The 26,119-nt window shown below is 63.5% G+C and carries 22 protein-coding genes; 2 read left to right on the top strand and 20 right to left on the bottom strand.

Annotated elements, in window-relative coordinates; translation table 11 throughout:
- Window positions 1-13 precede the first annotated feature (13 nt).
- The 16 genes from GQA94_RS20665 to dksA all read right to left on the bottom strand — a co-directional run bounded on the left by GQA94_RS20665 (window position 14) and on the right by dksA (window position 20,143).
- Window positions 14-313, bottom strand: coding sequence for a DUF2845 domain-containing protein (locus GQA94_RS20665; RefSeq protein WP_158189771.1), 300 nt, complete (start codon window positions 311-313; stop codon window positions 14-16).
- Window positions 314-3,250: a DUF748 domain-containing protein gene (locus tag GQA94_RS20660; RefSeq protein WP_158189770.1), complete on the bottom strand. Its 2,937-nt coding sequence runs from the start codon at window positions 3,248-3,250 to the stop codon at window positions 314-316.
- An 83-nt stretch (window positions 3,251-3,333) separates the two neighbouring features.
- Entirely contained in the window at window positions 3,334-4,350 is a 1,017-nt protein-coding gene (locus GQA94_RS20655) for a class I SAM-dependent rRNA methyltransferase (RefSeq protein ID WP_158189769.1), read from the bottom strand.
- Between the two features lie 85 nt (window positions 4,351-4,435).
- Window positions 4,436-5,614: an acetyl-CoA C-acetyltransferase gene (locus tag GQA94_RS20650; RefSeq protein ID WP_158189768.1), complete on the bottom strand. Its 1,179-nt coding sequence runs from the start codon at window positions 5,612-5,614 to the stop codon at window positions 4,436-4,438.
- Between the two features lie 92 nt (window positions 5,615-5,706).
- Window positions 5,707-6,582, bottom strand: coding sequence for an oxygenase MpaB family protein (locus tag GQA94_RS20645; protein ID WP_158190187.1), 876 nt, complete (start codon window positions 6,580-6,582; stop codon window positions 5,707-5,709).
- A gap of 153 nt (window positions 6,583-6,735) precedes the next feature.
- Window positions 6,736-8,400, bottom strand: a complete 1,665-nt coding sequence (gene pgi / locus GQA94_RS20640; protein ID WP_158189767.1) for a glucose-6-phosphate isomerase — start codon at window positions 8,398-8,400, stop codon at window positions 6,736-6,738.
- Between the two features lie 357 nt (window positions 8,401-8,757).
- Complete coding sequence (gene panD, locus GQA94_RS20635) at window positions 8,758-9,138, bottom strand: aspartate 1-decarboxylase (protein ID WP_025240609.1); 381 nt, start codon at window positions 9,136-9,138, stop codon at window positions 8,758-8,760.
- Window positions 9,139-9,243: 105 nt separating this feature from the next.
- Window positions 9,244-10,104 (bottom strand): pantoate--beta-alanine ligase, encoded by an 861-nt coding sequence (gene panC / locus GQA94_RS20630; protein WP_158189766.1) that lies wholly within the window; start codon window positions 10,102-10,104, stop codon window positions 9,244-9,246.
- Complete coding sequence (gene panB / locus GQA94_RS20625; protein WP_158189765.1) at window positions 10,101-10,901, bottom strand: 3-methyl-2-oxobutanoate hydroxymethyltransferase; 801 nt, start codon at window positions 10,899-10,901, stop codon at window positions 10,101-10,103. The genes panC and panB overlap by 4 nt, the downstream gene beginning before the upstream one ends.
- A 173-nt stretch (window positions 10,902-11,074) precedes the next feature.
- A complete protein-coding gene (folK, locus tag GQA94_RS20620) occupies window positions 11,075-11,569 on the bottom strand; it encodes a 2-amino-4-hydroxy-6-hydroxymethyldihydropteridine diphosphokinase (RefSeq protein WP_158189764.1) in 495 nt (164 codons plus the stop codon).
- On the bottom strand, window positions 11,570-12,964 hold the full coding sequence (locus GQA94_RS20615) for a polynucleotide adenylyltransferase PcnB (protein ID WP_158189763.1): 1,395 nt from the start codon (window positions 12,962-12,964) through the stop codon (window positions 11,570-11,572).
- 655 nt (window positions 12,965-13,619) lie between these two features.
- Window positions 13,620-15,047 carry a sigma-54-dependent transcriptional regulator gene (locus tag GQA94_RS20610; protein WP_158189762.1) on the bottom strand — a complete coding sequence of 476 codons (1,428 nt, stop codon included), beginning with the start codon at window positions 15,045-15,047 and terminating at the stop codon, window positions 13,620-13,622.
- 210 nt (window positions 15,048-15,257) lie between these two features.
- Window positions 15,258-18,206 carry a sensor histidine kinase gene (locus tag GQA94_RS20605; protein ID WP_158189761.1) on the bottom strand — a complete coding sequence of 983 codons (2,949 nt, stop codon included), beginning with the start codon at window positions 18,204-18,206 and terminating at the stop codon, window positions 15,258-15,260.
- Entirely contained in the window at window positions 18,190-18,366 is a 177-nt protein-coding gene (locus GQA94_RS20600; protein WP_003095129.1) for a hypothetical protein, read from the bottom strand. The genes GQA94_RS20605 and GQA94_RS20600 overlap by 17 nt, the downstream gene beginning before the upstream one ends.
- A 187-nt stretch (window positions 18,367-18,553) precedes the next feature.
- A complete protein-coding gene (gene gluQRS / locus GQA94_RS20595) occupies window positions 18,554-19,456 on the bottom strand; it encodes a tRNA glutamyl-Q(34) synthetase GluQRS (RefSeq protein ID WP_158189760.1) in 903 nt (300 codons plus the stop codon).
- A 243-nt stretch (window positions 19,457-19,699) separates the two neighbouring features.
- The gene (dksA, locus tag GQA94_RS20590) at window positions 19,700-20,143 is read right to left on the bottom strand and encodes an RNA polymerase-binding protein DksA (RefSeq protein WP_158189759.1); all 444 of its coding nucleotides are present in this window, start codon (window positions 20,141-20,143) and stop codon (window positions 19,700-19,702) included.
- Window positions 20,144-20,336: 193 nt separating this feature from the next.
- On the opposite strand from dksA, the gene GQA94_RS20585 reads away from it, so the two are divergent.
- Window positions 20,337-21,509 carry a pyridoxal phosphate-dependent aminotransferase gene (locus GQA94_RS20585; RefSeq protein WP_158189758.1) on the top strand — a complete coding sequence of 391 codons (1,173 nt, stop codon included), beginning with the start codon at window positions 20,337-20,339 and terminating at the stop codon, window positions 21,507-21,509.
- Complete coding sequence (gene sfsA / locus GQA94_RS20580; protein ID WP_158189757.1) at window positions 21,509-22,216, top strand: DNA/RNA nuclease SfsA; 708 nt, start codon at window positions 21,509-21,511, stop codon at window positions 22,214-22,216. The genes GQA94_RS20585 and sfsA overlap by 1 nt, the downstream gene beginning before the upstream one ends.
- Before the next feature lie 51 nt (window positions 22,217-22,267).
- Here the strand turns inward: sfsA and GQA94_RS20575 are convergent, their stop codons facing one another.
- The 4 genes from GQA94_RS20575 to GQA94_RS20560 form a co-directional block, all read right to left on the bottom strand.
- Window positions 22,268-23,599: a PQQ-dependent sugar dehydrogenase gene (locus tag GQA94_RS20575; RefSeq protein WP_158189756.1), complete on the bottom strand. Its 1,332-nt coding sequence runs from the start codon at window positions 23,597-23,599 to the stop codon at window positions 22,268-22,270.
- A gap of 39 nt (window positions 23,600-23,638) precedes the next feature.
- Window positions 23,639-24,166, bottom strand: a complete 528-nt coding sequence (locus GQA94_RS20570; RefSeq protein WP_158189755.1) for an MgtC/SapB family protein — start codon at window positions 24,164-24,166, stop codon at window positions 23,639-23,641.
- Window positions 24,167-24,231: 65 nt separating this feature from the next.
- On the bottom strand, window positions 24,232-25,254 hold the full coding sequence (locus GQA94_RS20565; protein ID WP_158189754.1) for a DUF5924 family protein: 1,023 nt from the start codon (window positions 25,252-25,254) through the stop codon (window positions 24,232-24,234).
- Window positions 25,255-25,549: 295 nt separating this feature from the next.
- A complete protein-coding gene (locus GQA94_RS20560) occupies window positions 25,550-26,044 on the bottom strand; it encodes a DUF2726 domain-containing protein (RefSeq protein ID WP_158189753.1) in 495 nt (164 codons plus the stop codon).
- Between the last annotated feature and the right edge of the window lie 75 nt (window positions 26,045-26,119).

Here is a 26,119-nt window from a genome sequence, read left to right as displayed (position 1 = left end):
AATCCTTATCCGGTCAATGGGCGCGGCGAGACTCGATGCGTATCAGGCGATTGCCTTCGAAGGTGAGAATGTTGAGCATGCCGTTATCGGGCCCGTAAATCCATTCCTCTATCACCCGTTCCTGCCTAGCGTAGGGGCCCAGCGTGTAACCGACGAGATCGCGCTGCACCGGCGCTCCACACTTGCGTTCGACCTCGAATGAGCGCTCGCCGGTGCTGATCAGTTGGCTGCCGCAGCGTAGCGTGTCGGCCCGGGACAGGGGCGCGGCAACGATCAACACCCACAGCAGGACGTGATGAGGCCGGGCAGGCATTCACTCGGTCCCCAGATGCAGTGAAGTCGGAATCTGTCCCGCTTGCTCGCTCTGGGCGATACCGGTGTCCAGCAGATAGACCCGCGAATCGCTCAGGCCACCCTGGTCTACCAGGTAGTCCTTGATCGAGGCGGCACGGGCGCGGCTCAGGTTGCGCAGCAGGGCCGTGCTATCCGCGCGGCTGGCCAGCACGGCATCGCGCATCCGCTTGCTGCGCGCCTGCTCGTCCAGCTCGGTCCATTGAGCCGGTGGCTGCTGCCCGAGCCGGCTGCGGTAAATGCCTTCGAGCATGGCGGATTTTTCCTCCTCGCCGATTTCGAGCAGCCCTGGATCGGCGGGTACCTTATCGCCTCGGCGCTGCAGCACCTTGTACCAGGTTTCCTGAAATTCGCGTTGCAACCATTGCTCGGCCAGCAAGGGGCCGTCAGCTTGCGGAGAACTCTGTCCCTCAACCTCCAGACGCAGCACAGGCCGTTCCTTTAGCGCCTCTGCCAGCTTCGCGAGGTTGCCCCGTGCCTGCTCATCCAGCTCGCTGCTGCCCGGGGCGAACAGGACCTGGCTAAGGTCGCTCTGCTCGCCGCCGGCCAGGCCGGCGAGAAACTTGAACGGCGCCTGGACCGCACGCGCGACGAGGTTGCGCAGCGTTTGCCAGACGATCGGCATGACACTGAACTGAGGGTTGTTGAGGTTGCCCTGTACCGGTAGTTCGAGCGAGATGGTGCCGCGTGTGTCTTTCAACAACGCAACGGCGAGTCGCACAGGGAGATCGACCGCTTCGGGACTGTCCACTTTCTCGCCGAGCTGTAGTTGCTGCAGCACGACTTTATTCTGCGCATTCAACTGGCCTTGCTGGATGCGGTAGTGCAAGTCGAGGTCGAGCCGGCCCTTGCGAATACGGTAGCCAGCGAACTTGCCGGAGTAGGGCGAAAGCGTGGTGAGTTCCACCTGCCGAAAGCGCGTGGCGATATCGAGGCTTTGCAGTGGATCGAAGGGCGTCAGGTTGCCCTTGATACTGACCGGTGCGTAGCGGTCGACCTTGCCTTGCACATCGACCGTGGCCGGCTGCTGGGCCCGGTTGTCGATCGTCCCGATCTGGCCATTCAGTTCTTGCACCGCGGTGATGAAGGGCGGGCGCAAGCTCAGATCGGAGAAATTGGCCGAACCGGTGTCTATCGCGATGCCGCCGATACGGATGGCCATCGGCTCCGCCTGTTCCGTCGCCGCTGGAGCGGCAGCCTGTTCGGCTGGCGTTGATGGCGCCACCAGCAGGTCGTTGATATTGGTGGTGAGGTCTGGGTTGATGATGAAGCGCGCATAGGGCTGGACCAGGTCGATGTGCTCGATCTGCAACTGCCGAGGGTGCTGGTAATCCAGGCCGCCCAGGTGCAGTCGCTGCCATTTGACGAAGTCGCGGTTCTTGATGGTGTCGAGCGTGTGCAGCTGGGTGACTTCGGCCGCTCCGCCCAGATTGAATGCCAGTGGGTCAGTGCCGGTGAGCTCGAATTCGAGCTGACTTGCGAGCATCCCGCTGCGTAATTCGAGATGGGCGAATGGCGTCAGGTAGGCCTGGGCAAGGCGCAGATCGATGTCCTGTGTAGTGATTTCCAGTCGCCCCGTAGCCGGTTGAAGTTGCAACTGCCCAGTGGCCTTCAGCGCGCCCTGATTGCCGACTCCGGTGTTCAGCGCCAGACCGAAAGGCGAGGCGCCCAGGCTGTCGAAGTCGGACACGTCGAGATTCAGCGGACCCAGCTCCAGCGCGACGCCACCCTCGGGTACGCGGTCATTCAAATGAATTCGATAGTCGCGCAGCTGCGCATCGCGCAGCAGAACCTGCCAGGGGCTCTGGTTTGCCGCGGTGCTCTCTTTCGACTCGGTCGATGGGGTCGGTCCTGCGTTGTCTTCCGATTCGGGACCTTGGCTGGACTCAGCGGCCGCAGACGGTGCCAACAGCTTCAGCCAGTTCAGCTCGCCATCTGCCTCGCGAGTTACCCAGGTCTCCAGCGCACGGCTGCGCAGCGTACCGATCACCACCTGTTGCCTGGCCAGGTCTAGCGAGGTTTGGCTGATCTCAAGGTTCTCCAGGCGCACCAGCGGTTGTCCTTGCGGAGTGTCGAGCGCAAGGGGCGCCAGTTGCGCGCTGAGATTGCTCAGTTGAAGCTCGGTGCGCTGGGCAAGATCGAGCCGATAGTCGCTGGCGAAACTCAGCCGGCCTTCGTGCAGGCGCAGGGGTACGGCGTCCTGCGCGTAGGCCCAGAAATCTTTCAGCATCAGGTTGCTGATCTTCAACTGGCCGGACGAGCTGATGGGCGTCAGGTTGATCTGCCCGGTCCAGTCTACCCGGGCGCCGCTGGGACCGGTTGCGACCAGTACCGCATCGGCCGCGTCATCCGAGCGGGTGGCGAAGTTCAGCAACTCGAAGTTCAGTGAATCGAGCAAGAAATCGATAGGCTCGTCGGGCCGCTGGTCGGCGAAGCGGACCGAGCCTTCCACCAGTTTTAGCCGGCCGATGCGCAGCGCGAAGGGCTCTTGCTCAGCGTCCTGCGCCTGCTCGTCGGATGCGGGGATATCGAACAGCTGTGTCAGGTTGAGCACGCCGTCCTGGTCGAACACGACTTCGCTGTGCAACTGAACCAGCTCGATGTCGTCAATCTGCAGCGCGCGGCGCCAGAGGCTGCTCCATGCCAGGTCGAGGTAGAGGCGCTCGAAGCCCAGCTGCGGCTGATCGGCCTCGCCGAGGCGCAAGCCGAACAGCGTCAGTTCGAGGCTGAACGGGTTGAATTCGATGCGTTCCAGACGGGCCGGTACGGTGGCGTACTGGACCAGCTGCTGATTGACGACACGCTGGGCGATGCCGGGCAGTATCAGGAAGCCGAGCAGGCAGTAGCAAACCAATGCGGTCATCAGGCCGACGAGCGCGCGCTTCATTCCGTTGGGCATGCGGATCTACATTCCAGGCGATGGGCTCGCCTGGAGTATGGCATGACACGCGCGTTCTTCTAAGGTGTTGCTGCTTGGCTGCGTCACAGTTGCAGCCTGAGGACCTTCAACGGCGGTCGCCCGTCGATGGATGGAAAGTCCTCGGCAGGCGACAGGACCTCGCAATCGCGCACCGGGCGCCCCGCCTTCGTCGCGCAGCGCAGGACCTGTTCGCGCCAGTCTTCCAGGCTGACCTTCGCCAGGTTGTTACAACAGACCAGCGTGCCATCGTCGGCCGTGGCCAGCAGGGCAGGTTTGAGCAGGCTTTGATAGTCGCGCAGCAGATCGACGGTTCCGAATGCGCTTTTCGACCAGGCCGGGGGATCGAGCAGGATCAGGTCGAACTGTCTCGGCGCTAGGACGGGATACGCCGGCAGCGCCCGCCCGCGCCGTTGCATGACAGGCAGGCCGGCCAGTTGCCGGATCGCCGGAAAATAATCGGACTGGATGAACTGCATCGGCGCCAGCGAGGGATTGAGCGCGGCATTTTCCTGACCGACCGCCAGGTTGCTTTCGGCGAAGTCCAGGTTGCACACTTCGCGCGCGCCGCCCGCGGCTGCGCAGAGACCGACCCCGCACGTGTAGGCAAACAGGTTGAGCACCGACTTGCCGGCGCTGTTGGCCTTGATCCAGCCGCGCGTGTTGCGCAGGTCGAGAAACAACAGCGGGTCCTGGCCGCTGTGGCGCGCACGGACGCGGTAGTTGAGACCCCATTCCCGGCCAACCTGATCTTCCAGCCCCGCTGGGTCGGCGCGATACACCGAATCGTTTCGATCGATACGCGAATTGCCTTGGGACCGGTCGTTGTACACCAGTAGCAAGGGTTCGCCGAGGTGTGTACACAGCTGTTCGTGCAGCGCCAGCAACGCGCCACGTTCAAGGGACTGATGAAAGCTCTGCACCAGCAACAGCGGGCCATAACGATCGGCCGTCAGGCCTGGCGCGCCTTCCTGGCTACCATGGAAGAGTCGATAGCAGTCGGTCTTCTGGGCGTGCAGTTGGGCCAGCAGAGACTCGCGGTGGCGGTAGGCAGCGTGCAGCGCCTGTTCGAGAGAAGGCATGCGCGGCGACTCGGGGATAGGAAGGGCGCGCAGTTTATCGGAAAACGCCGGCGGAGGGCCGGCGTGCTCACCCGACGGTGCTGCGTTAGCGCTCGATTGCCAGCGCAATGCCCTGTCCGCCACCGATGCACAGTGTGGCCAGTCCCTTATGGGCGTCGCGGCGAATCATTTCGTGCAACAGCGTTACCAGAATGCGACAGCCCGAGGCGCCAATCGGGTGACCAATGGCGATGGCGCCACCGTTCACATTGACCCGCTCCGCGTCCCAGCCAAGCGCCTTGCCGACCGACAAGGCCTGCGCCGCGAAGGCTTCGTTGGCCTCGATGAGATCGAGCTGCTCGAGCGTCCAGCCTGCCTTCTCGAGGCACCTACGGGTCGCCGATACCGGGCCGATGCCCATGATGGCGGGATCGACCCCGGCGCTGGCATAACCGGCGATGCGTGCCAGCACCGGCACGCCCAGCGCCCTGGCCTTGTCGGCGCTCATCATCAGCACGGCGGCGGCTCCGTCGTTGAGGCTGGACGCATTGCCGGCCGTAACGCTGCCGTCTTTCTTGAACGCCGGCTTGAGCTTGGCCAGGCTTTCGGCGGTGGTGCCGGCGCGAGGTTGCTCGTCGGTGTCGAAGCGCAGAGGCTCACCCTTGCGCTGGGGAATCTCGATTGGCGTGATCTCGTCGCGAAAGCGCCCGGCCTCGATGGCGGCTACCGCTTTCTGCTGGGACGAGGCGGCGAAGGCATCCTGCTCCTGGCGGGTAATGCCATATTTGTCGACCAGGTTTTCGGCGGTGATGCCCATGTGGTAGCCGTTGAAGGCGTCCCACAGGCCATCCTGAATCATGCTGTCGACCAACGTACCGTGGCCCATGCGCAGGCCCGTACGGGCGGCCGGCATGACGTAGGGCGCCAGGCTCATGTTCTCCATGCCCCCGGCAATCACCACCTCGGCGTCGCCACAGCGGATCGCCTGGGCGGCAAGGTGGAGCGCCTTCAGGCCTGAACCGCAGACCTTGTTCAGCGTCAGCGCCGGCACCGCATCGGGGAGGCCGGCATTGATCGCGGCTTGGCGAGCGGGGTTCTGGCCTGCGCCGGCGGTCAGGACCTGGCCGAGGATCACTTCATCGACCTCGGCGGCGTCGATCGCCGACTGCTGGAGCAGGTGGCGGATCACCGCGGCGCCCAGGTCAGCGGCAGGAATATTGGCCAGCGCGCCCTGGAAGCTGCCTACAGCAGTACGGGTGGCGGCGACGATAACGACTTCTTGCATGCTGCGAACCTCGAGAAGGTGCGGGCGCCCGCGGGGCGTCCATGTTGGCATAGCCGCTCCGGGGGCTCCACCTGCGAAACCCGTCGGTCATGCTAGCGAATGGGCAGCCCCATGCGCCGTCGGGCTCGATGCACCGAGCCGCTTCGTACGGCCCAGCGCAGCACTGGGGCGGCGCGTCTGACCGCCATCCGAATCAGCTGCCGCTCGTGGATCGATTGTGAGAGGCCGAGCATTTCGCTCGCCCAGTCCGGCAGCAGGTCCACCCCGGCGCGCATCATCAGTGCGCCGAATGGCTTGGCCAGACGGCTGGGGGCTGGCGCGTCGAACAGGATGCGGACGATTTCACGCGAGCGTTCGTCGCAGCGCAACTCGGGGCGGATCGCCCGCCAGTAGTCGTCCACTTCCTGACGAGTGCGCGGTACGTCTCGTGCGCCGAGCGCCTCGGCGATGCGTGCGACTTCGGCGTAGTAGCGGTCCTGATCGGGTCCCGTAAGCCGCGGGTTGAGGTAGCGCAGGTGCGCCTTGAGAAAGCTGCTGACTTCGGCCACATGCACCCATGTCAGCAAGTCGGGATCGTAGGCCGCATAAGGGCGGCCGTCGGGCGCATGGCCGGTGACGTTCAGGTGGATGGCCCGGACGCGCTCGATCAGTCGATGCGCATCGGCCTGGCTGCCAAAGGTGGTCGCCGAGATGAACTGCCCGGTACGACGCAGCCGACCGAGCAGATCGTCGCGGAAGTTGGAGTGGTCCCATACGCCGGACAGCGCGAGCGGGTGCAGCGCTTGCAGCAGCAGGGCGCAGATGCCGCCGGTCAGCATCGAGGTGAAGTCGCCGTGCACGCGCCAACAGACCGAGTCCGGGCCGAACAGGCCGGGATCGCCTGGCGGGTGCTCATAGTCCACACCGCCGATGGCCAGGCCGGTGAGGCTGAGGACCTGTGATTCGATATGACGGCGAACGAACTCCATCGAGGGCGTCTGCGTGGTTGTGGAAACCAGATAGTACCGCACACGCAGGTCCGCCGGCCTGCCCCCGTGTGCCGGGCGCGAACCCCGGGCGAAAGGTATCGTCGAGCTGCGCAGAGCCGGACGGCATATGGGCCGTCCGGCCTGCTGTGGCGATCAGCCGCGATGACGGCTGCGGAAGAAGTCGATCAGGCCCTGCGTCGAGGCGTCTTCGGCCAGCGGTGCATCGAAGCTGGTCATCTGACCGTAGACGGCCTTGCCAAGATCCTTGCCGAGTTCCACACCCCATTGATCGAACGAATTGATGCCCCAGATTACGCCCTGCACGAACACCTTGTGCTCATAGAGGGCGATGAGCGCACCGAGCCGGCCGGGGCTGATGGTCTCCATGACCACGGTATTGCTCGGCCGGTTACCCGGGATCACCTTGTGCGGCGCAAGGCGCTGCACTTCGGCTTCGCTCAGGCCCTTGGCGCGCAGTTCGGCCTCGGCTTCCTCGCGGGTTTTGCCGAGCATCAGCGCCTGGCTCTGAGACAGGCAGTTGGCGTACAGCCACTCGTGGTGATCGGCCACCGGGTTGTGGCTGACCACCGGCACGATGAAGTCAGCGGGAATCAGCGGCGTGCCCTGGTGCAGCAGTTGATGATAGGCGTGCTGGCCGTTGGCGCCGACGCCGCCCCAGATGACCGGGCCGGTGGTACAGGAAACGGGCGTACCGTCCTGACGCACGCTCTTGCCGTTGGACTCCATGTCCATCTGTTGCAGGTGTTTGACGAAGTTGCGCAGGTAATGGTCGTAGGGCAGGAAGGCATAGCTCTGCGCGCCCCAGAAGTTGTGGTACCAGACACCCAGCATGGCCAGCAGGACCGGCATGTTGCTTTCGAACGGTTCGCTGAGGAAGTGCTGATCCATGCTGTAGGCGCCGGACAGCAGGTCCTTGAAGTTGGACATGCCGATGGCCAGGGCGATGGGCAGGCCGATTGCCGACCACAGGGAATAACGCCCACCGACCCAGTCCCACATCGGGAAGATGTTTTTTTCCCGGATACCGAAATCGATCGCGGCCTGCTTGTTGCTGGTCACGGCGATGAAATGGCGATAGAGCTTCTCTTCGGTGCCACCCTTGCCCAAATACCAGGTGCGCGCAGCCTGGGCGTTTTTCAAGGTTTCCAGCGTACCGAAGGTCTTGCTGGAAATGATGAACAGCGTGGTCTCGACGTTCAGCTTGGCCGTCACTTCACGGAATTCGCTGCCGTCGATGTTCGCCAGATAGTGGGTGCGCACGCCGTGCTGGGTGAACGGCAGCAGCGCTTCGGACACCAGCTGCGGGCCGAGGAACGATCCCCCGATACCAATGTTCACCACGTCCGTGATGGTCTTGTCGCTGAAACCGCGCCAGAGATTGTTGTGGATACGGGTAACGATATCGGTCATCTGCGCCAGCGCGGCGTGAACATCGCGCATGACGTTGTGCCCGTCGACCATGACCGAGTCGCCCATCGGGCGTCGCAGCGCCGTATGCAGCACCGGACGGTTCTCCGATGCGTTGATTCGCTGACCTTCGAACATGGCATGAGCAGCCTGCTCGACGCCGGCTTCACGGGCCAGGTTGACCAGTAGCGTGCGGGTTTCGGGGGTGATCAGGTTCTTCGAGTAATCGAGAAACAGGCCGCAGCAGGAAACCGACAGGTTCTCGAAGCGAGTCGGATCGGCTTTGAATGCCTCGCGCATGCTGAAGTTCTGCATGGCCAGGCGGTGTTCTTCCAAGGCCTTCCAGGACGACAGGCCGGTGGCATCGAGAGGGTGCTGGTAATAGCTCATCGTAGTGCTGCTTCCTTTGCTTGGCGGACTGTCCGTGGGTGTGAACGACTCCGGGAGGCCGGAGCGGCCACAGCGCTTGGACAGTCATTCGATCATGCTGACGCGTTGGCATTCATCCTGAATGCACCGGGTGCGTACCGCTCCGACTCAACGAAGCGGCGGTAGCGCTTCCTGCGCCGCCGAGACAGTCTGACTTGGAAAAACGCCCGGCGTTCCGAGCGCGGATGCTGCGTAGGCTTCGATGGTAGCTCGACTGCTGGCGCCTCTTGCAGATTTTCGCCCGGCGGGATCAATGTCCGGCCACAAAAAAGCCCGCAGCGCCTGGGCGTTGCGGGCTTTCGAGCCACTCATTCGAATTCAGGCGACCTGAACCGGAATGGCGTTGCTGGTATGGCTGAGGTCACCGTCGGCGCCCATGTAGAGCACGTGCGGCTTGAAGCTGGCCAATTCGGCTTCACTGTAGTGCGCATAGGCACAGATGATCAGTCGATGACCGACGCCGGCCTTGTGGGCGGCTGCGCCGTTGACGGAGATGATCTTCGAGCCTTCCTCGCCACGAATGGCATAGGTCGTGAAACGCTCGCCGTTATCGACGTTGTAAATCTGGATCTGCTCGTATTCGCGGATACCGGCCAAGTCCAGCCAGTCGCCGTCGATGGCGCAGGAGCCTTCGTAATCCAGCACCGAGTGGGTCACCTGGGCGCGGTGCAGTTTTGCCTTGAGCATGATGGCGTGCATGGCGGGTTCCTCCGGGTGCGCAAGCGGCGCAGAGTGTGCCCGAACCCTCGGATGTGATCAATACCGAGGGGCGTCGGGTGCGGTCCGATAGTCGGGAGATTACGCCTAGGCGGGCGCGGCGGCGTCGACCAGCAGGTTGTCGATCAGGCGGGTCTTGCCCAGGTAGGCGGCAGCGAGAATCACCACCTCGCGCGTATCGGCGGCGGCTGGCTGCAGGTTCGTCGCGTCGCGAACCTCAAGGTAATCGGGTCGCAGGCCGGCGTCTTGCAGCATTTGCCGCCCCTGGGCCACGAGCGTGGGATAGTCGCGATCCCCGCCGCGTATGGTCTGCGCCAGCTGCGTGAGCGTGCGGAACAGCGCCGGGGCTGTGGCCCGTTCGTCCGGGTTGAGGTAACCATTGCGCGAGGACAACGCCAATCCGTCTTCGGCGCGCACGATCGGCTCGCCAATGATCTGTATCGGCATGTTCAGGTCGCGGACCATGGTGCGGATCACGGCCAGCTGCTGAAAATCTTTCTGGCCGAACACGGCCAGATCCGGCAGCACCATGTTGAACAGCTTGCTGACCACGGTCGAAACACCATCGAAATGGCCGGGGCGACTGCCGCCGCAGAGCCCTTCCGATACGCCCGGTACACGGACGATCGTCTGCATGGCCTGGCCGTGCGGATACATCTCCTCGACGCCCGGGGCGAACAGCAGATGGCAGCCCGCCTCGAAAAGCTTTTCCTGATCGGCCGTGAGGGTTCGCGGATAGCTTGCCAGATCCTCGTTGGGACCGAACTGCAGCGGGTTGACGAAAATACTCGCCACCACGAATTCGGCGCGCTGACCCGCTTTCTTTACCAGCGCGATGTGGCCGGCGTGCAGGTTGCCCATGGTCGGCACGAAGCCGATACGCTTGCCCTCGCCACGGGCGCGCGTCACCGCGGCGCGCAGGTCGGCAATGGTCTTGACCACGTTCATGCGGAAAATCCATGTTCGGCTGCGGGGAATTCTATGGCCTTCACTGCCTGGACATAGGCGGCGATGGCGGCGGGGATGCTGCCGTGTTCGGTCATGAAGTTGCGGACGAACTTGGGCGCGCGCCCAGTGAGCGACAGCCCGAGCATGTCGTGCAATACCAGGACCTGGCCATCGGTGTCGCTGCCGGCGCCGATGCCGATCACAGGAACCCTTACTGCCTGGGTGATACGGGCAGCCAGTTCGCTTGGCACGCATTCGAGCAACAACATGGCCGCTCCGGCGGCTTCAAGGGCCTTGGCATCGGCGACCATCTGCTGCGCCTGAGCGTCCTGGCGGCCCTGGACCTTGTAGCCGCCGAAAATATTCACCGCCTGGGGGGTCAGCCCCATGTGGGCGCAGACCGGGATGCCGCGTTCGGCAAGCAGTCCGATGGACTCGGCCAGCCATGCCGCGCCCTCGACCTTGATCATGTGGGCACCGGCCTTCATCAGTTTCGCCGAGTTATCCAGCGTCTGTTCGACCGTCGCGTTGGCCATGAAGGGCAGATCGGCGACGATCATCGCGCCACGGTTGCCGCGTTTGACGCAGGCGGTGTGGTAGGCCATTTCTTCGACAGTCACGGGCAGCGTGCTGTCGTGTCCTTGCAGAACCATGCCGAGTGAATCGCCGATCAGCAGCATTTCGACCCCCGCTTCGCAGGCGGTCTTGGCGAAGGTGGCGTCATAGCAGGTCAGCATGACGATCTTCTCGCCTTTCTGCTTGAGGCCTTGCAGGGTGGTCAGGGTTACGTCTGGCATGAATGCCGTCCTCCTAGAGCCTCTGAGGGGTCACGGTTGCACTCGGAGCGTCAGCGATAGAGCACAGGTGCCCCAATTCGATGCGTGCCGGTAGCGGGCGCTTATAGTCCCGATGGCGGCGTGCTAAGTCAATCGGGAGTGTTACCTGCGCCGTTACAACTGTTACCGGTTGGTTACAAGGCTTCGCTCAGACGTTCCAGCCCTTCGAAGGGGCAGGCTGCGAGCAGGTCGGCGAGAAATCGGCCATCGGCCAGTCGCAGCGCGTCAGGCGCCACTTCGGCGAGTGGATACAGGACGAAGGCTCGTGCGTGCAGGTGATAGTGCGGGACCTTCAGGCGCGGTACGTCGATCGATTGATCGCCGAACAGCAGGATATCCAGGTCCAGCGTTCGCGGGCCCCAGCGTTCGGCCTTGCGTTCGCGCCCCTGGGCGCGCTCGATGGCCTGCAGCGCATCGAGCAGCTCGAGCGGCGTCAGCGCCGTCTCGAGTGCCGCGACGGCATTGTTGTAGCGCGGCTGGTCCGGCGGGCCGAGCGGGTCGCTGGCATACAGCGACGAAACGTCGACGAGCTGTGACGCGGGCAAGGCCGCCAGGGCTTTCAGTGCGCCGCGCAATTGCTCGCGTGGCTCGGCCAGGTTGCTGCCCAGGCCAATGTAGACCCGTTCCATTTAATCGGCGGACGCCGGTGCGTTTTCGTTCGGGCCGCGTTTGCGTCGGCCGCTGCGGCGCCGTTTGCGAGGCGCGCCGCCTTCGTCCTTATTGCTGAGCGCGCGAATCATGTTACGGCGTTCGCTCTCGCTGGCTTCCTGGTAATCGGTCCACCATTGGCCCAGATCGCCGGTCTGTTCGCCGGCGCTCTCACGCAGCAGCAGAAAGTCGTAGCCTGCTCGGAAGCGCGGGTTGTCCAGCAGCTGGTCGGCGCGGCGTCCCTGGCGGCGCGGCAGGCGTTCCTGCATGTCCCAGATTTCCCGCATCGGCATGGTGAAACGCTTCGGAATGGCCGTGCGTTGGCATTGTCCCCAGATCAGCTCGTGCGCCGCTTCCTGCATCGCCGGTATGGCCGGCAAGCCCCGGTCCTGGGCTTCGGCGACGCGCGCCGGCAGGGCCGGCCACAGCAAGGCGGCGAACAGGAATGCCGGAGTGACCGGCTTGCCCTGGGCAATGCGCAGGTCGGTGTTGGCCAGGGCATTGCGAATCAACGTACCGGCATACTCGGGGTTGTCTTCCAGCGCTTGAGCACTGGCCGGGAACAGCGGCGCGAAAAGGTCGTACTCCAGCAATAGCTCGAAGGTGCGCTCGGCCTTGCCGCCGAGAAAGAGCTTGATGATCTCGTCGAACAAACGCGCCGAGGGCACCTCGTTCAACAGGTCGGCCAGGTCGGCGATGGGCTCGGCGCTGTGCTGCTCGATCTCGAAGTCCAGCTTGGCGGCGAAGCGAACCGCACGAAGCATGCGCACCGGGTCTTCCAGGTAACGCTGCTCGGGATCGCCTATCAGGCGGATCAACCGGTTGCGAATGTCGCGAACGCCATGGGTGTGATCGAGGATTCGTTCGCTCGAGGGGTCGTAGTACAACGCATTGATGGTGAAGTCTCGGCGTTGGGCGTCGTCCTCCAGCGTGCCGTAGACGTTGTCGCGAAGGATGCGTCCGCTTTCGTTGCGTGAGGCCAGGGGATTGGCTTCTTCGTCATCCACCTCGGGATGGTTGGCGCGGAAGGTGGCGACTTCGATGATTTCGCGACCGAAATGCACGTGGACGAGCTTGAAGCGACGGCCGATCACCCGGGCGTTGCGAAACTCGGCGCGCACCTGCTCGGGCGTGGCGCTGGTGGCGACGTCGTAGTCCTTCGGGTCCAGTTCAAGCAGCAGGTCGCGGACGCAGCCGCCAACGACGTAAGCCTCGTAGCCGGCATGCTGAAGCCTTTCGACGACGCTGACGGCGTGGCGGCTGAGATCGTTGCGATGCAGCGAATGCTGCCGGCTGGACAGTATTTCGGGTGTGCGACGGGGATGCGGGAAGCGGCGCAGGGGAGAACGAAAAGACTGGAACAGCTTTTTCAGCATGAGAGGCACTGTGTGGCGAAATGACAGGGTGGCGAAGCGAATAGCCACGAAACGAGCGTGGATTCTAGCACCAGGAGCAGGGATGGTGAACGAAGCGTGGGGAGGTGTCAAAACACGGCTGGCGCCAGAAAGCACTAGGGGGAGCCGAAGCTCCCCCTTTAAATGATGTCGCGTGCTTTGTTGTTATTAGTATTTCGGGCGTGTTGTTTTTGTTTGATCACCCGTTCCCTTCGGCTATCGCGTCCGGGAATTGCTCCTACGATGGGAGCAAAGAGCAAACGGATTTCTTTGGTCGCTGATTTGCCATCGATCCTCGATCCAACCAGTTCAGGCACTGCTTAGGCAGTTTTTGTTGTTCTCGGCCTGGTTGTGGGGTCAAACCCCATTTGGCATTTCCTCTCCAAAAGAATCAGTTAGCTACGCCTCCGCCTTCTTGTATTTGTTTTGCTAGAGCCGGTACGTCTTGTTCTTATTGTGGGTCTGCTTGTTATTGTTGTTGTGCCAGATAGAAAGCATTTGCCGTGCCAGTTTTTAAAAACCCTTTATTATCAGTGTGTTGTGATTTTCCGGGGTAAATCGCGCTTACGAAAAACCGGGTCCTCGTTACCGATGAACCCGGTTTCTGTTACGTATCGGTGGGGTGGGTAACAACCCGCTACCCCGTGGCGCTCGACTTGCGGCGAGGAATACCCAGCCGCTGTCGGCGCTCCCACAGGCATTTGCGGCTGATACCAAGCTTGCGGGCCAGTTCGGTCTCGGTCATGTGGTCCTGGTGCTCGAGCACGAAATGCTGGAAATAGTCTTCCAGCGAAAGATCCTCGGTCGGCTCATTGCTGGTCGAGACGGAGGCGCCTAGCGGCGCGCAAGGCTCATCGAAATCGTCGTCGAGGTTGTCGAGCTCGATGTCGATGCCGAGCAATTCCGCGCTGATCTCCTCGCTCTCGCTCAGGATCGCCGCGCGCTCGATGGCATTTTCCAGTTCGCGCACGTTGCCGGGCCACGTGTAGTGCCGCACGGCTTGTTCGGCCTCGCGAGAGAAGTGCAACGTCTCGCTGCCCATGCGTTCGCTCTGCCGTGCCAGGAACGCCCGGGCAATTTCAAGCACGTCGGCGCCGCGCTCGCGTAGTGGCGGAAGTTTCAGGGCAATCACGTGCAGGCGGTAATAGAGGTCCTCGCGGAACTGCCCGTTCTTGGCCAGGGTTTTCAGGTCGCGGTGGGTCGCGGCGATCAGACGGACGTCGACCTTCTGCGATTGAGTGGAGCCGACACGCCGGATTTCACCCTCCTGAAGCACGCGCAAGAGCCGCGCCTGTGCTTCCAGCGGCAGCTCGCCGATCTCGTCGAGGAACAGGGTGCCGCCATCGGCTGCTTCTACCAGCCCGGCACGGCCCGCGCTGGCACCGGTGAAAGCGCCTTTCTCGTGACCGAAAAGCTCGGACTCGATCAGCGTTTCCGGGATGGCGGCACAGTTGACCGAGATCATCGGCGCCTTGGCGCGACGGGAAAGGTTGTGCAGGGCACGCGCGACAAGCTCCTTGCCGGTGCCGGATTCGCCCTGGATCAGCACATTGGAATCGGTCGGCGCGACTTTGCGGATCTTGCTGAACAGGTCCTGCATCGGGCCGCAACGGCCAATGATGCCAATGCCACTGTTGCCCGTGCTGCCCTCGGCGGCCGGCTCGGTTGCGTTCGTGCCGCTGCGTGAAACGGCGGGGCGCGCGGCGGCTGCCTGCTGGCGATCATGGAGGATGCGGGCCACGGTCTGCAGCATTTCATCGTGGTCGAAGGGCTTGGCGATGTAGTCCACTGCGCCCATTTTCATCGAGTCCACGGCCGAGCGCAGGCTGGCGTAGCTGGTCATGATGAGCACCGGGGTGCCTTCGGCGAGTTTGATCAGCTCCGTGCCGGGCGTGCCGGGCAGGCGCAGGTCGCTGACGATGAGATCGAAACCCGGAATGCTGTAGCGCTCCTGCGCTTCCTGCACCGAACCGGCTTCGCTGACCTCGTACTGGTTGCGTTCGAGGAGCCGGCGCAAGGCGGAGCGGATGATGGTTTCGTCTTCGACGATCAGAATATGTGACATCAGTACTCTCTCGACGGTCTGAAGGCGGCTACAGGCTGCTGGCAAGCGCGCCGAGGCGCGCGTTCCATGGCCTGCGCAAGCTGTGGCGATACGGCGTCGGTCTACCAGTGCAGGCTTGCAGCGTCATGGTGCGCAAGCGCCGGAACAGCCCGTTGCAGTCTGGGTCGCTCGTGGTCGATACCGGACGAACAACGCCCATCGCTTCGTCAATCAATGGTCTGTCGCCTCGACATGCCGCGGCAGGGTAATGCGGAAACGAGTACCGCGTTGTGTTTCCGGGTCCGCCGGGCTGTCGATATTGATCTGCCCATAATGCTCTTCCACGATGGAATAGACCAGCGCGAGGCCCAGGCCGGTCCCCTCGCCGGGGTCCTTGGTCGTGAAGAACGGCTCGAACAGCCGATCCTGAATCGACTGGGGAATACCGCTGCCTTCGTCTTCGACGATGAGGTAGACGGTCTGCTCGGCTTGCTCGCTGCGCACCCGAATCGCGCCGCCGGGCTGCGATGCATCGCGGGCGTTGGAGAGCAGGTTGATCAGTACCTGGGCGAGGCGTTGCGGATCACCTTCCGCCAGATGACGGGGGTCGCAGAGGTTGAAAAAGCGTACCTCGGTGCCGCGGCGGTTAAGCGAGAGCAGGGCGATCGCATCCTGTGCAACCTCAGCCAGGCTCACCGGGTAGAGATCCTGCTGCCTGCCGCCGGCATGGGCGAAGCTCATCAGCGACTGGACGATACGTGAGACGCGCTTGGTCTGTTCGACGATCTGATTGCTGATCTCGCTGATCTCATCGTCAGCTTCACGCTCCTCGCGCAGGTTCTGCGCCAGGCAGGCGATGCCGGTGATCGGGTTGCCGATCTCGTGGGCGACGCCGGCCGCCAGCCGTCCAATGCTGGCAAGCCGTTCGGAGTGCACCAGGCGATCTTCCAGTTGCTGGGTCTCGGTGAGATCCTCGATCAGCAATACCAGGCCGCTGTTGCCGGGGGCTAGCGGCTCGGCAATGGCGGCTTTGTGCAGGTTCAGGCAGCGGCTGTGGCCATCGAGCTGCAACCGCTGTTTATGCAGGTGTTCTTCACGCTGCTCGATGAAGTCCGCCAGCAGGCTTTTCCAGGGCTCGGCGATGGTAGACAGGCGTGAGCCCACCACCTGCAACGCCGGAATCTCGGTCAGCTCCTCCAGCGCCCGGTTCCACATCAGGATTTCCTGGTCCTTGGCCAGCGAGCACACGCCCATGGGCAATTCCTGCAGCGTCTGGCGGTGATAGCGGCGCAGTGCATCGAGCTCCGCGGCCAGGCCGGTCAGCCGCGAGTGATAGTCCTCCAGGCGACTCTCGATGAAGTGAATGTCTTCGGTCACGTAGCCGTCAGCGCCGTTCTTGTACGACAGGAAGTTTTCGACGATGTCCTGGGCGACGCTCGGGCCCATCAAGCCGGACAGGTTGGCCTCGATGCGATCCCGCAATCGGCGCAGCGCATAAGGGCGATGTTCATCGAAGGGCAGCTGAAGATCGCGTAACGCCTGTTCCACTTCGCGCTGGGCGGTCTTGGCACCCAGTGGTTTGGCCAGTTGCGTGGCGAACTCCTGCGGCGAGGCGGCGGCCAGTTCGCGCCGTTGTGGTCTGCGCACGTTTTCCACCGCGCAGGCTTCGGCGGCGGCCTGTTCCTCGGCGCTGGTCTCGGTGAACAACGAGAACAGCGAGAAAGCCAACACGTTCACTGCCAACGATGCAATCGCCGCGAGATGCCAGCTGGTGTCATCGAGCACATAGACAACGTTGAACAGGGGGATGTAGAAGCCGTCAAGGTTGCCCACCAGCGGCAGCAACATGGTGACGATCCAGACGGCGATGCCGGCGAGCAGCCCGACGATATAGCCACGGCGGTTGGCGGTCGGCCAATACAGCACCGAGAGGACGCCCGGGAGGAACTGCAGCGTGGCGACGAAGGCGACGATGCCCAGGTTGGACAGGTCCTGCTCTGCGCCAAGCAGCAGGTAGAAACCGTAGCCGGCCATGATGATGGCCAGGATCAGGCTGCGGCGGGTCCATTTGAGCCAGCGATAGATGTTGCCTTCGGTGGGCGGCTGGTACAGCGGCAGTACCAGATGGTTGAGTGCCATGCCCGACAAGGCCAGCGTGCTGACGATGATCAATCCGCTGGAGGCGGATAATCCGCCGACGAAGGCCAGCAGCGTGAGCGCCTCGCTCTGTGCGGTCAGCCCCAGGCCCAGGGTGAAATACTCGGGGTTGGTGCTGACGCCGAGCTTGAGGCCGGCCCAGAGTATCAGCGGCACGGCCAGACTCATCAGCAACAGATACAGCGGCAGGCCCCAGCTGGCACTGACCAGGGCGCGCGGATTCAGGTTCTCGGTGAAGGTCATGTGATACATGTGTGGCATCACGATGGCCGAGGCGAAAAACACCAGCAACAGGGTACGCCAGGGGCCTTCCTGCAGCGGGGTATGCAATGCCTGTAGCGCCGACTGGTTCTGCAGCAGCCAGATTTCCAGCTGGTGCGGGCCGCCGAAGACCACGAACAACGCATAGAGGCCGATCGCGCCAAAGGTCAGCAGCTTGACCACCGACTCGAAGGCGATAGCGAACACCAGCCCCTCGTGCTTCTCCCGCGTGGCGATGTGGCGGGCGCCGAAGAGGATGGTGAACAGCATGATCATCACGCAATAGCCCAGGGCCACGCGTTCTTGCAGCGGCTCGTGGGTGAGGATCCCGATGGCGTCGGCCACGGCCTGGATCTGCAGGGCGAGCAGGGGCAGCATGCCGATCAGCATCACCAGCGTGGTCAGCGCACCACTCCAGGTACTGCGGAAGCGGAAGGCGAACAGATCTGCCAGCGAGGCCAGTTGGTAGGTACGGGTAATGCGCAGGATCGGGTAGAGCAGCACCGGAGCCAGCAGGAAAGCGCCGCAAACGCCCAGGTAAGTCGCGAGAAATCCGTAGCCATACTGATAGGCCAGGCCGACCGTGCCATAGAACGCCCAGGCGCTGGCGTAGACGCCCAGCGACAGGGTATAGGTCAGCGGGTGGCGGATCACCCAGCGCGGTATCAAGCCGCGCTCGCTGACCCAGGCCACGCCGAACAGCACCAACAGGTAGGCAACGCTGATCAGGATCAGGTGGCTGAGGCTAAAGCTCGTCTGCATCGCGCTGGCTCTGGAGGATGAACGTCACCACGATGAGGATCAGCCACAACAGATAGGGCCGGTACCAGGCGCCGTTGGGGTCGATCCACCAGTCCATGATCGCGGGGGAAAACAGATAGATCCCCACCACCAGGAGCAGCACCAGTCGGTAGATGTACATGCTGGAACTCGTGTCGAAAGTAGGCCGATGGTAAAGGAAGCGGCCAGAAGCGTGTAGCTCGAATAGCGCTGCCGTCTGGGCCCGACGGCCCGGCTGGGGAGTCGGCGCAGCGGGTGTCGCTCGATGAGACGTTCAATGTCCAGCGCATTGGCGCGCCACCCGCTTGCGCTGGCTTGCACTTCTAGCCTCAGCGCAACTGCGACTCGGCCAGCGTGCGGCAGCGCGGGATGCGCTGCGCATCCCAGCGCCGAATCGCCCAGGCCAGGACTTCGGCGGGTTGCGCGTCGTTCAGCTCGTCCGGGGTGGGTTGGCCGAGCGCACGTAGCGCTCGAAGTAACAGCGGAGTCGCTTCGTTGGGTTGCAGGGGCGGGGAGCGGTAGCGCTTGCCCAATTTGTGGCCGTCCGGCTGAATGATCAGCGGCACATGCAGGTATCGCGGCTGCGCAAGGCCGAGCAGTTGTTGCAGGTAAAGCTGGCGCGGCGTGGAGTCGAGCAGGTCGGCGCCGCGAACGACGTCGGTGACGCCCTGCCATGCATCGTCAAGGACAACGGCCAACTGGTAAGCGATCAAGCCATCCCGGCGACGAATCACGAAGTCACCGACCTCGCGACCAAGATGCTGGCGGAATTCGCCCTGCACACGGTCGATGAAGCTGTATTCGCGATCAGGTACGCGCAGACGGATGGCGGCGTCTTCCACGTCCCGGCCGGCATCGCGGCAGAATCCCGGATAAAGTCCGGCGAAGGGTTGCAGTTGTTTGCGTGAGCAGTTGCAGGCGTAGGCGTGACCGTCTCGCCACAACTGATCGATCGCTGCGTTGTAGATATCCAGGCGCTCGCTCTGGCGCACCATCTGCCCATCCCATTCGAAGCCATAGGCTTCCAGCGCTTGCAGGATGGCGAATTGCGCGCCGGGCATTTCCCGGGGCGGGTCGAGGTCTTCCATGCGTAACAGCCAGCGGCCTTTCGCCGCACGTGCGTCGAGGTAGGAGGCCAGGGCTGCGATCAGAGAACCGAAGTGCAGATAACCGCTTGGCGTCGGCGCGAAACGGCCCACATAGGCGGATGAGGAGGTGGCGGCTGGAGGCATGGCGGGACCGGCTCGGGTGATGGCTCAGCGAGGCGGGATGCGGCGAGAATGCGCAACAGACCTGGGGAGGAAGCGGGGCGCCTTACAGGCGGTATGAAGCTGTTTCGCTCGGCCATGTTGCGCTAAAAACAGGCTGAAAATGCTCATTCACTCTGCGTAAACTGCGCGTTTCCGCCTGTTTTTGCCTTGCCTGGCCTTCGCTCGCGATGTGCTCACATGGCCGCGTGGCGCGTCCGCTCAGGATCAGGAACCGATCTGCTTTTCCTTGATCTCCGCCAGGGTCTTGCAATCGATGCACAGCGTGGCGGTCGGGCGGGCTTCCAGACGGCGGATGCCGATCTCGACACCGCAGGAATCGCACCAGCCGTATTCGTTGTCTTCGATCAGTTGCAGCGTTTCGTCGATCTTCTTGATCAGCTTGCGCTCGCGATCACGGGCACGCAGTTCCAGGCTGAATTCTTCTTCCTGGCTGGCGCGGTCGGCCGGATCCGGGAAGTTGGCCGCTTCGTCCTGCATGTGGTGCACAGTGCGATCGACTTCTTCCATCAGCTCCTGCTTCCACTTGTTGAGGATGCCGGTGAAATGAGCGCGCATCTTGTCGCTCATGTATTCCTCACCCTTGGCTTCCTTATAGGGCACGAAGGCGCGAATCAATTGGTTGCTGGATGTCGTTTTGGTAATGGGCATGGATGAACGCCTCTCGCTATGTCCATTGCGCAGGATAGTGAAATCCCTCTGCCGGCCCGTGCCGGCCCTGCGGCTGCAAGCGGGCGAACTTACCAGATCGTATCGGGGTGCGCTACTCCCGAATATCACGGTGGCTGCGGTGTCAGTGGGACCTTCGGTAGAATTCACGTTTTGTACTCATCAGGAAGGTCAGATGACCTCGTCATATAGCGCGCGAAGTCGTGCAATCGAACCCTTTCATGTCATGGCCCTGCTGGCGCGAGCCAATGAGCTGCAGGCGCTGGGGCGTGATGTCATTCATCTGGAAATCGGCGAGCCGGATTTCACCACTGCCGCCCCCATCGTCGCGGCCGGTCAGGCTGCACTCGCCGCTGGGCACACGCGCTACACGGCTGCCCGGGGGCTGCCGCAGTTGCGTGAGGCGATTGCCGGTTTCTACGCTCGACGCTATCAGCTGTCTATTGACCCCGAACGGGTGCTGATTACTCCCGGCGGATCGGGTGCGTTGTTGCTTGCCAGCAGTCTGTTGGTCGATCCCGGCAAGCACTGGCTGCTGGCCGACCCCGGCTATCCCTGCAACCGACATTTCCTGCGATTGATCGAAGGCGCTGCCCAGCTGGTGCCGGTGGGCGCCGACGTGCGCTACCAGCTGACGCCTGACCTGATCGAGCGCTACTGGGACAAGGACAGCGTAGGCGCCCTGGTTGCCTCGCCCGCCAACCCCACCGGGACGCTGCTCGACCGTGACGAGCTGGCCGGTCTGGCCGCGGCGCTGAAGGGGCGCGGCGGGCATCTGGTGGTGGATGAGATCTATCATGGCCTCACCTACGGTACCGATGCGGCCAGTGTGCTCGAAGTGGATGACGAGGCCTTCGTGCTCAACAGCTTCTCCAAATATTTCGGCATGACCGGCTGGCGCCTCGGTTGGCTGGTGGCTCCGCCGCAGGCAGTGCCGGAGCTCGAGAAACTGGCGCAGAACCTGTACATCAGCGCGCCGACCATGGCCCAGCATGCGGCGCTGGCCTGCTTCGAGCCGGCCACGCTGGACATACTCGAGTCGCGTCGGGCCGAGTTCGGCCGCCGTCGCGACTTTCTATTGCCCGCCCTGCGCGAGCTGGGATTCGGCATCGCCGTGGAGCCCGAGGGGGCCTTTTATCTCTACGCCGATATCCGTGCGTTCGGCGGCGATGCCTTCGCCTTCTGTCAGCACATGCTGGAAACCGAGTTCGTGGCGATCACGCCGGGTCTCGATTTCGGGCGGCATCAGGCCGGACATCACGTGCGTTTCGCCTATACCCAGGAGGTGCCGCGGCTGGAGCAGGCGGTCGAGCGTATCGCCCGTGGCTTGCGGAGCTGGACAGGCTGATGCGCTTCGAGATGCCTCTTGAACAGGGCCGGCTGGTGCGACGTTACAAGCGCTTTCTGGCCGATGTGATCACCGATGCGGGCGACCACCTGTGCATCCATTGCCCCAATACCGGCTCGATGCTCAATTGCATGGGCGAGGGCGCGCGGGTCTGGTTTCAGCGCAACAACGATCCGAAGCGCAAGCTGCCGGGCACCTGGGAGCTGGTGGAAACGCCGCAGGGCCGACTGGCTTGTGTCAATACCGCACGTGCCAACCGACTGGTCGAGGAAGCGCTGCTGGCCGGTGTAATCAGCGAACTGGCCGGCTTCACTGCGCTCAAGCGCGAGGTGGCCTATGGCGTCGAGAACAGCCGGGTGGATTTCCGCCTGGATTTCGCCGACGACCCGGCGTTCGTCGAGGTGAAAAGCGTGACGCTCGGCTTCGGCGACACTGCCGTGGCGGCCTTTCCGGACGCTGTGACGACACGGGGCGCTCGCCATCTGCGCGAGCTGGCGGCGCTGGCCCGCGATGGCGTCCGGGCCGTGCAGCTGTATTGCGTCAACCTCTCCGGCATCGACGCCGTGCGCCCCGCCAGTGAGATCGATCCGCTGTACGCCGGTGCATTGCGCGATGCGCTGGACGCCGGGGTCGAGGTGCTGGCCTACGGCGTCGATTTGTCACCGGAGGAAATCCGTCTGGCGCGACCGTTAGCCGTGATGCTGTAGACGCGTCGGATGAGGCGCCAGCTGTGCTGGGCCGGGCCGGGCCGAGCGGCGCTACCGGACGCCCGGGTGGCTAGCTGGCGTCACACGCCAGATGACACCGCCGACATCGTCAGCCACCAGCAACGCCCCGGTGTGGTCCACCGCGACGCCCACCGGGCGACCCATGGCCTGTTGCCGGTCATTGAGAAAGCCGGTCAGGATGTCTTCGGCCTCGCCGCTGGGCTGGCCGTTGCTGAACGGCACGAAGACGACTTTGTAGCCGCTGTGAGGCTTGCGGTTCCATGACCCGTGTTGGCCGATGAAGGCGCCGTTGCGATAGCGTTCCGGCAGCAAGGCGCCTTCATAGAATGCAAGGCCCAGCGACGCCGTGTGCGCACCAAGTGCGTAGTCCGGCACCAGGGCTTTCGCCACCAGATCAGGCCGCTGCGGTTTTACGCGCGCGTCCGGATGCGGGCCGTAATAGCTGTAAGGCCAACCGTAGAATCCGCCGTCCTGCACCGACGTCATGTAATCGGGAACCAGGTCGCTGCCGATTTCGTCGCGCTCGTTGACCGTGGTCCACAGCTCGCCGCTGTCAGGTTGCCACGCCAGGCCGTTGGGATTGCGCAGCCCCGAGGCGAACACCCGCAAGGTCTTGTTGCCTGGGTCGACTTCGAGGATTGCCGCGCGATTTTCCTCGGCCTCCATGCCGTTTTCCGCAATGTTGCTGTTCGAGCCGCTGGTCACGTACAGGCGGGTGCCGTCCCGGCGCGCGATCACATTCTTGGTCCAGTGGTGATTGATCGGCCCGGCGGGCAGGTCGACGATCTTTTCACCGGCTCCCACGAGGCGGGTGGCGCCCTGTTGGTAACTGAAGCGCAGGAGGGCGTCGGTGTTCGCGACGAAGAACTGATCGCCCACCAGCGCCATGCCGAACGGCGAGTTCAGGCCGTCGAGAAAGACCGTACGCTGTTCCGGTCTGCCGTCGCCATCCCGGTCGCGCAGCAGGGTGATGCGATTGGCACTGTTACCGCCCGAGCCGGCACGGGCCATGAGGGTTTTCGCGATCCAGTGGCGAAGACCCCTCCCGCCATCCGGCTTGGGCGGAGCGTCGCTTTCGGCCACCAGCACATCACCATTGGGCAGCACATAAAGCCACCGTGGATGATCGAGGCCTCGTGCGTAGGCCTCGACCTGCAGGCCGGGCGCCGCGCGCGGCTTCGCTGCGTCGGTCCAGCCGATCGCCTTGGCAATGTTGACGGTCGGAATCAGCGACCTGTCGGGCGCCGGGAGCACGGGGTCAGGGCCATAACCCAGCTCCACCGGAATCGTTGCGGTATCGGCGCAGCCGGCCTGCCCGAGCATCAGGATGGCGCAGAACGAATAAGCGTAGCGACGTTGCATGGCGACTCCTGACCTGGGAAATGATGCGCCGCGTCCGGATCAGGGGTGCCGGTCGCGGTCACGGCCCTGCTTGTCGTCGTGCTGGGCCGCCTTGGAGGCGTGTTGTTCCAGCGGTGGCATCAGCAGGAAGATCACCAGGGCGAAGCCTGTGGTCAGCACCGCCGTGGCTTCGTGGCCGAGGCCGGCGGCGACGCCGATGGCTGCGGTCAGCCAGATGCCGGCTGCGGTGGTCAGGCCCTTTACATCTCGCTGCGAGCTACCTTTGAGGATGGTGCCTGCGCCCAGAAAGCCGATCCCGGTGATGATTCCTTGCATGACGCGCGACAAGTCCTCGACCGGCATGCCGCCTTCGAGCGGTACCAGTACGAACAGCGCCGCGCCCAGCGCGACCAGCATGTGCGTACGCAGCCCAGCCGCCTTGCCCTTGTACTCCCGTTCGTACCCCAGCACGCCGCCGAGGGCTGCGGCCAGCAGAAGCCTCAGCGACACGCGAATGCCGTGCTCGAGATCGGGAATGTCGGAAAACTCCGATACGACGGTACGACTCAGTATGTCCCACCATTCCATGAGTGCCCTCGGCTAGCGCCAGGATCGCGGTTGTCTGAGATTCGAGTCGTGAGGCTCGTAGCGGTTCATTCGGTGACCCGGAAGCGCAACATGCCAATCATCTGCCCGGCTTCGGTCAGGACCCGTACCCGCCAACGGCCTTGCGCCTTGTCAGGAAAGTTGCGCTTGTGCGTCCAGGCGCGGTATCCCGCTTCGCGCCCGCCGCTGATGTCCAGCGGAATGCGGTCGACCCGCCGACCGTCATGCTCCCATTCGTGATAGATGCGCTCCTTCAGTCCGCGCGGTGCATTGATCGCGGTGAACGCATAGAGGCCATTGCCGTGCAGCTCACGGCTCGACAGTTCACGCAGGCGATTGCCCGGTTCGCGCGAGGCATCGTCCATGCTCATGGTGACCGCAACGTCCGTGAGCCACAGCGTTGCCGGCGGAACCCAGGTGCGGCCCATCCAGCCGCCCAGGCCGACGGCGAGCGCCAGCAGCGGTACCGCCACCACGCTCTTCCAGTTCCACTCGGGGAACAGGCCCCTCAGGCTGGGCAAGGCCAGCAGAACGGCGATGACCAACGAGCACAGGTAACTCTGGGCCGTTGACAGGTGAAAGATGATGGGCAGAGCCGTCAGCAGAACCGCGAACAGGGTCAGCGCGTGGAACGCCAGATAAATCCAGCGACGCGGGGCCAGCCACCGGTAGTACAGCGGGTCGACCAGCGAAACCAGGGCGGCGATGCCCAGAATGACAGTGAACACGGACTGGCCACTGTTCCAGGTGGTGGTGATGAAGAAAAACGGAATGATGAAAAACAGGCTTTCCTGATGAACCATCTGCGTGACGTAGCGCAGCAGCGGAGGGGGCACCTTCCAGCCGAACCTGCGTTCCAGACCGCGGCGCAGGCTGTTCTCCAGCATCAGCCAGAGCCAGCTTGCCAGCATGATGGTCGCGATCACTTTCGCCAGTCCGGCGTGGCGCTCCACCAGCACAAAGCTGGCGATACCCGAGCAGAAGCCAAACAGCGCCACGGTGCCGGGGTAGCGGCGGATCAGCCGCGAGACCAGGTCGAAACAGGTGGCGAGGCGAGATTTCAGCTGCATGTCGATTCCATCTGGAAAGTGTCTCCGCTTTGCCTGCACGGCCAGGTGCGTCGAGGGCGTATCGGCGCGAGATTCGGCTCGTGCGTGCCGTGGAAGCGCCAAGACAACCGCCCCGCGACGGTGCCGATGGTCCTTCTACCGGTACGCCGTGGCTCGGGCGGGACGGCCATCGGAGCCGCGCACGCCCGGATGCGGGTAGTGTGGTGGAATGATCGGTCGTCGTATTGTTTCTGTCGAGTTAAGGACCGCGCGCGCCGGGCGGCCGGTGACCTGCGCGGCTTGGCAGCCGCCGTGATCAGGACGGTTGCGGCGCGGCTGCAGTGGCGCCTTCTATCGCCGCGCGTACGTCGGCATACGAGCGTGCCGTTTCCGGAGCCAGGCGAACCAGCGGCAGGCCAATCGTCTGGCAAAGCTCATCGAGGAACGCATTGGCATCGTTGGCCTGTTCCATCTCGATGGCACAGCGAGGTTCCAGCGTCACCCGGTCGCACAGAAGAAAATCGAAACGCGCCGCCGAAATCCGGTTGATGGCCTGATACCAGGGCGCGCGGCGGGGAATCGCCGTGACTTCGACGACATCCGCGAGCCGAACCTTGCTCAGAACCACGTAGTCCTCGCTTGCGGCCCGCTGCAGCAATGCCAGCAGCTCGCTTTCGCTCGGCTGAAAGAACGGACGCTTCAGCTGATAGGGCATGCGCAACGCAGGATGGTTGTATTGGCGCTGCTTGATGAAAAACACCAGCACGAAGCAGACGAAAGCCACCAGCACCAGCCCGAGAAAAGCGGTCATGGGGCCCCCGCATGGAGCGAGGACAATGAAACGAGCGAAACGGTAAGGCGTCGGGTTTGCACGGCATTGCTCCCT

The organism is Stutzerimonas stutzeri (assembly GCF_009789555.1).
GTDB classification, from domain to species: domain Bacteria; phylum Pseudomonadota; class Gammaproteobacteria; order Pseudomonadales; family Pseudomonadaceae; genus Stutzerimonas; species Stutzerimonas stutzeri_R.
This window is presented reverse-complemented; position numbering and strand designations above follow the sequence as displayed.

Excerpts from the sequence above, each read along its gene's own strand:
- GQA94_RS20665 (WP_158189771.1), bottom strand. The coding sequence starts at position 313 with ATGCCTGCCCGGCCTCATCACGTCCTGCTGTGGGTGTTGATCGTTGCC.
- GQA94_RS20660 (WP_158189770.1), bottom strand. The coding sequence starts at position 3,250 with ATGCCCAACGGAATGAAGCGCGCGCTCGTCGGCCTGATGACCGCATTG.
- GQA94_RS20655 (WP_158189769.1), bottom strand. The coding sequence starts at position 4,350 with ATGCCTTCTCTCGAACAGGCGCTGCACGCTGCCTACCGCCACCGCGAG.
- GQA94_RS20650 (WP_158189768.1), bottom strand. The coding sequence starts at position 5,614 with ATGCAAGAAGTCGTTATCGTCGCCGCCACCCGTACTGCTGTAGGCAGC.
- GQA94_RS20645 (WP_158190187.1), bottom strand. The coding sequence starts at position 6,582 with ATGGAGTTCGTTCGCCGTCATATCGAATCACAGGTCCTCAGCCTCACC.
- pgi (WP_158189767.1), bottom strand. The coding sequence starts at position 8,400 with ATGAGCTATTACCAGCACCCTCTCGATGCCACCGGCCTGTCGTCCTGG.
- panD (WP_025240609.1), bottom strand. The coding sequence starts at position 9,138 with ATGCACGCCATCATGCTCAAGGCAAAACTGCACCGCGCCCAGGTGACC.
- panC (WP_158189766.1), bottom strand. The coding sequence starts at position 10,104 with ATGAACGTGGTCAAGACCATTGCCGACCTGCGCGCCGCGGTGACGCGC.
- panB (WP_158189765.1), bottom strand. The coding sequence starts at position 10,901 with ATGCCAGACGTAACCCTGACCACCCTGCAAGGCCTCAAGCAGAAAGGC.
- folK (WP_158189764.1), bottom strand. The coding sequence starts at position 11,569 with ATGGAACGGGTCTACATTGGCCTGGGCAGCAACCTGGCCGAGCCACGC.
- GQA94_RS20615 (WP_158189763.1), bottom strand. The coding sequence starts at position 12,964 with ATGCTGAAAAAGCTGTTCCAGTCTTTTCGTTCTCCCCTGCGCCGCTTC.
- GQA94_RS20610 (WP_158189762.1), bottom strand. The coding sequence starts at position 15,047 with ATGTCACATATTCTGATCGTCGAAGACGAAACCATCATCCGCTCCGCC.
- GQA94_RS20605 (WP_158189761.1), bottom strand. The coding sequence starts at position 18,206 with ATGCAGACGAGCTTTAGCCTCAGCCACCTGATCCTGATCAGCGTTGCC.
- GQA94_RS20600 (WP_003095129.1), bottom strand. The coding sequence starts at position 18,366 with ATGTACATCTACCGACTGGTGCTGCTCCTGGTGGTGGGGATCTATCTG.
- gluQRS (WP_158189760.1), bottom strand. The coding sequence starts at position 19,456 with ATGCCTCCAGCCGCCACCTCCTCATCCGCCTATGTGGGCCGTTTCGCG.
- dksA (WP_158189759.1), bottom strand. The coding sequence starts at position 20,143 with ATGCCCATTACCAAAACGACATCCAGCAACCAATTGATTCGCGCCTTC.
- GQA94_RS20585 (WP_158189758.1), top strand. The coding sequence starts at position 20,337 with ATGACCTCGTCATATAGCGCGCGAAGTCGTGCAATCGAACCCTTTCAT.
- sfsA (WP_158189757.1), top strand. The coding sequence starts at position 21,509 with ATGCGCTTCGAGATGCCTCTTGAACAGGGCCGGCTGGTGCGACGTTAC.
- GQA94_RS20575 (WP_158189756.1), bottom strand. The coding sequence starts at position 23,599 with ATGCAACGTCGCTACGCTTATTCGTTCTGCGCCATCCTGATGCTCGGG.
- GQA94_RS20570 (WP_158189755.1), bottom strand. The coding sequence starts at position 24,166 with ATGGAATGGTGGGACATACTGAGTCGTACCGTCGTATCGGAGTTTTCC.
- GQA94_RS20565 (WP_158189754.1), bottom strand. The coding sequence starts at position 25,254 with ATGCAGCTGAAATCTCGCCTCGCCACCTGTTTCGACCTGGTCTCGCGG.
- GQA94_RS20560 (WP_158189753.1), bottom strand. The coding sequence starts at position 26,044 with ATGACCGCTTTTCTCGGGCTGGTGCTGGTGGCTTTCGTCTGCTTCGTG.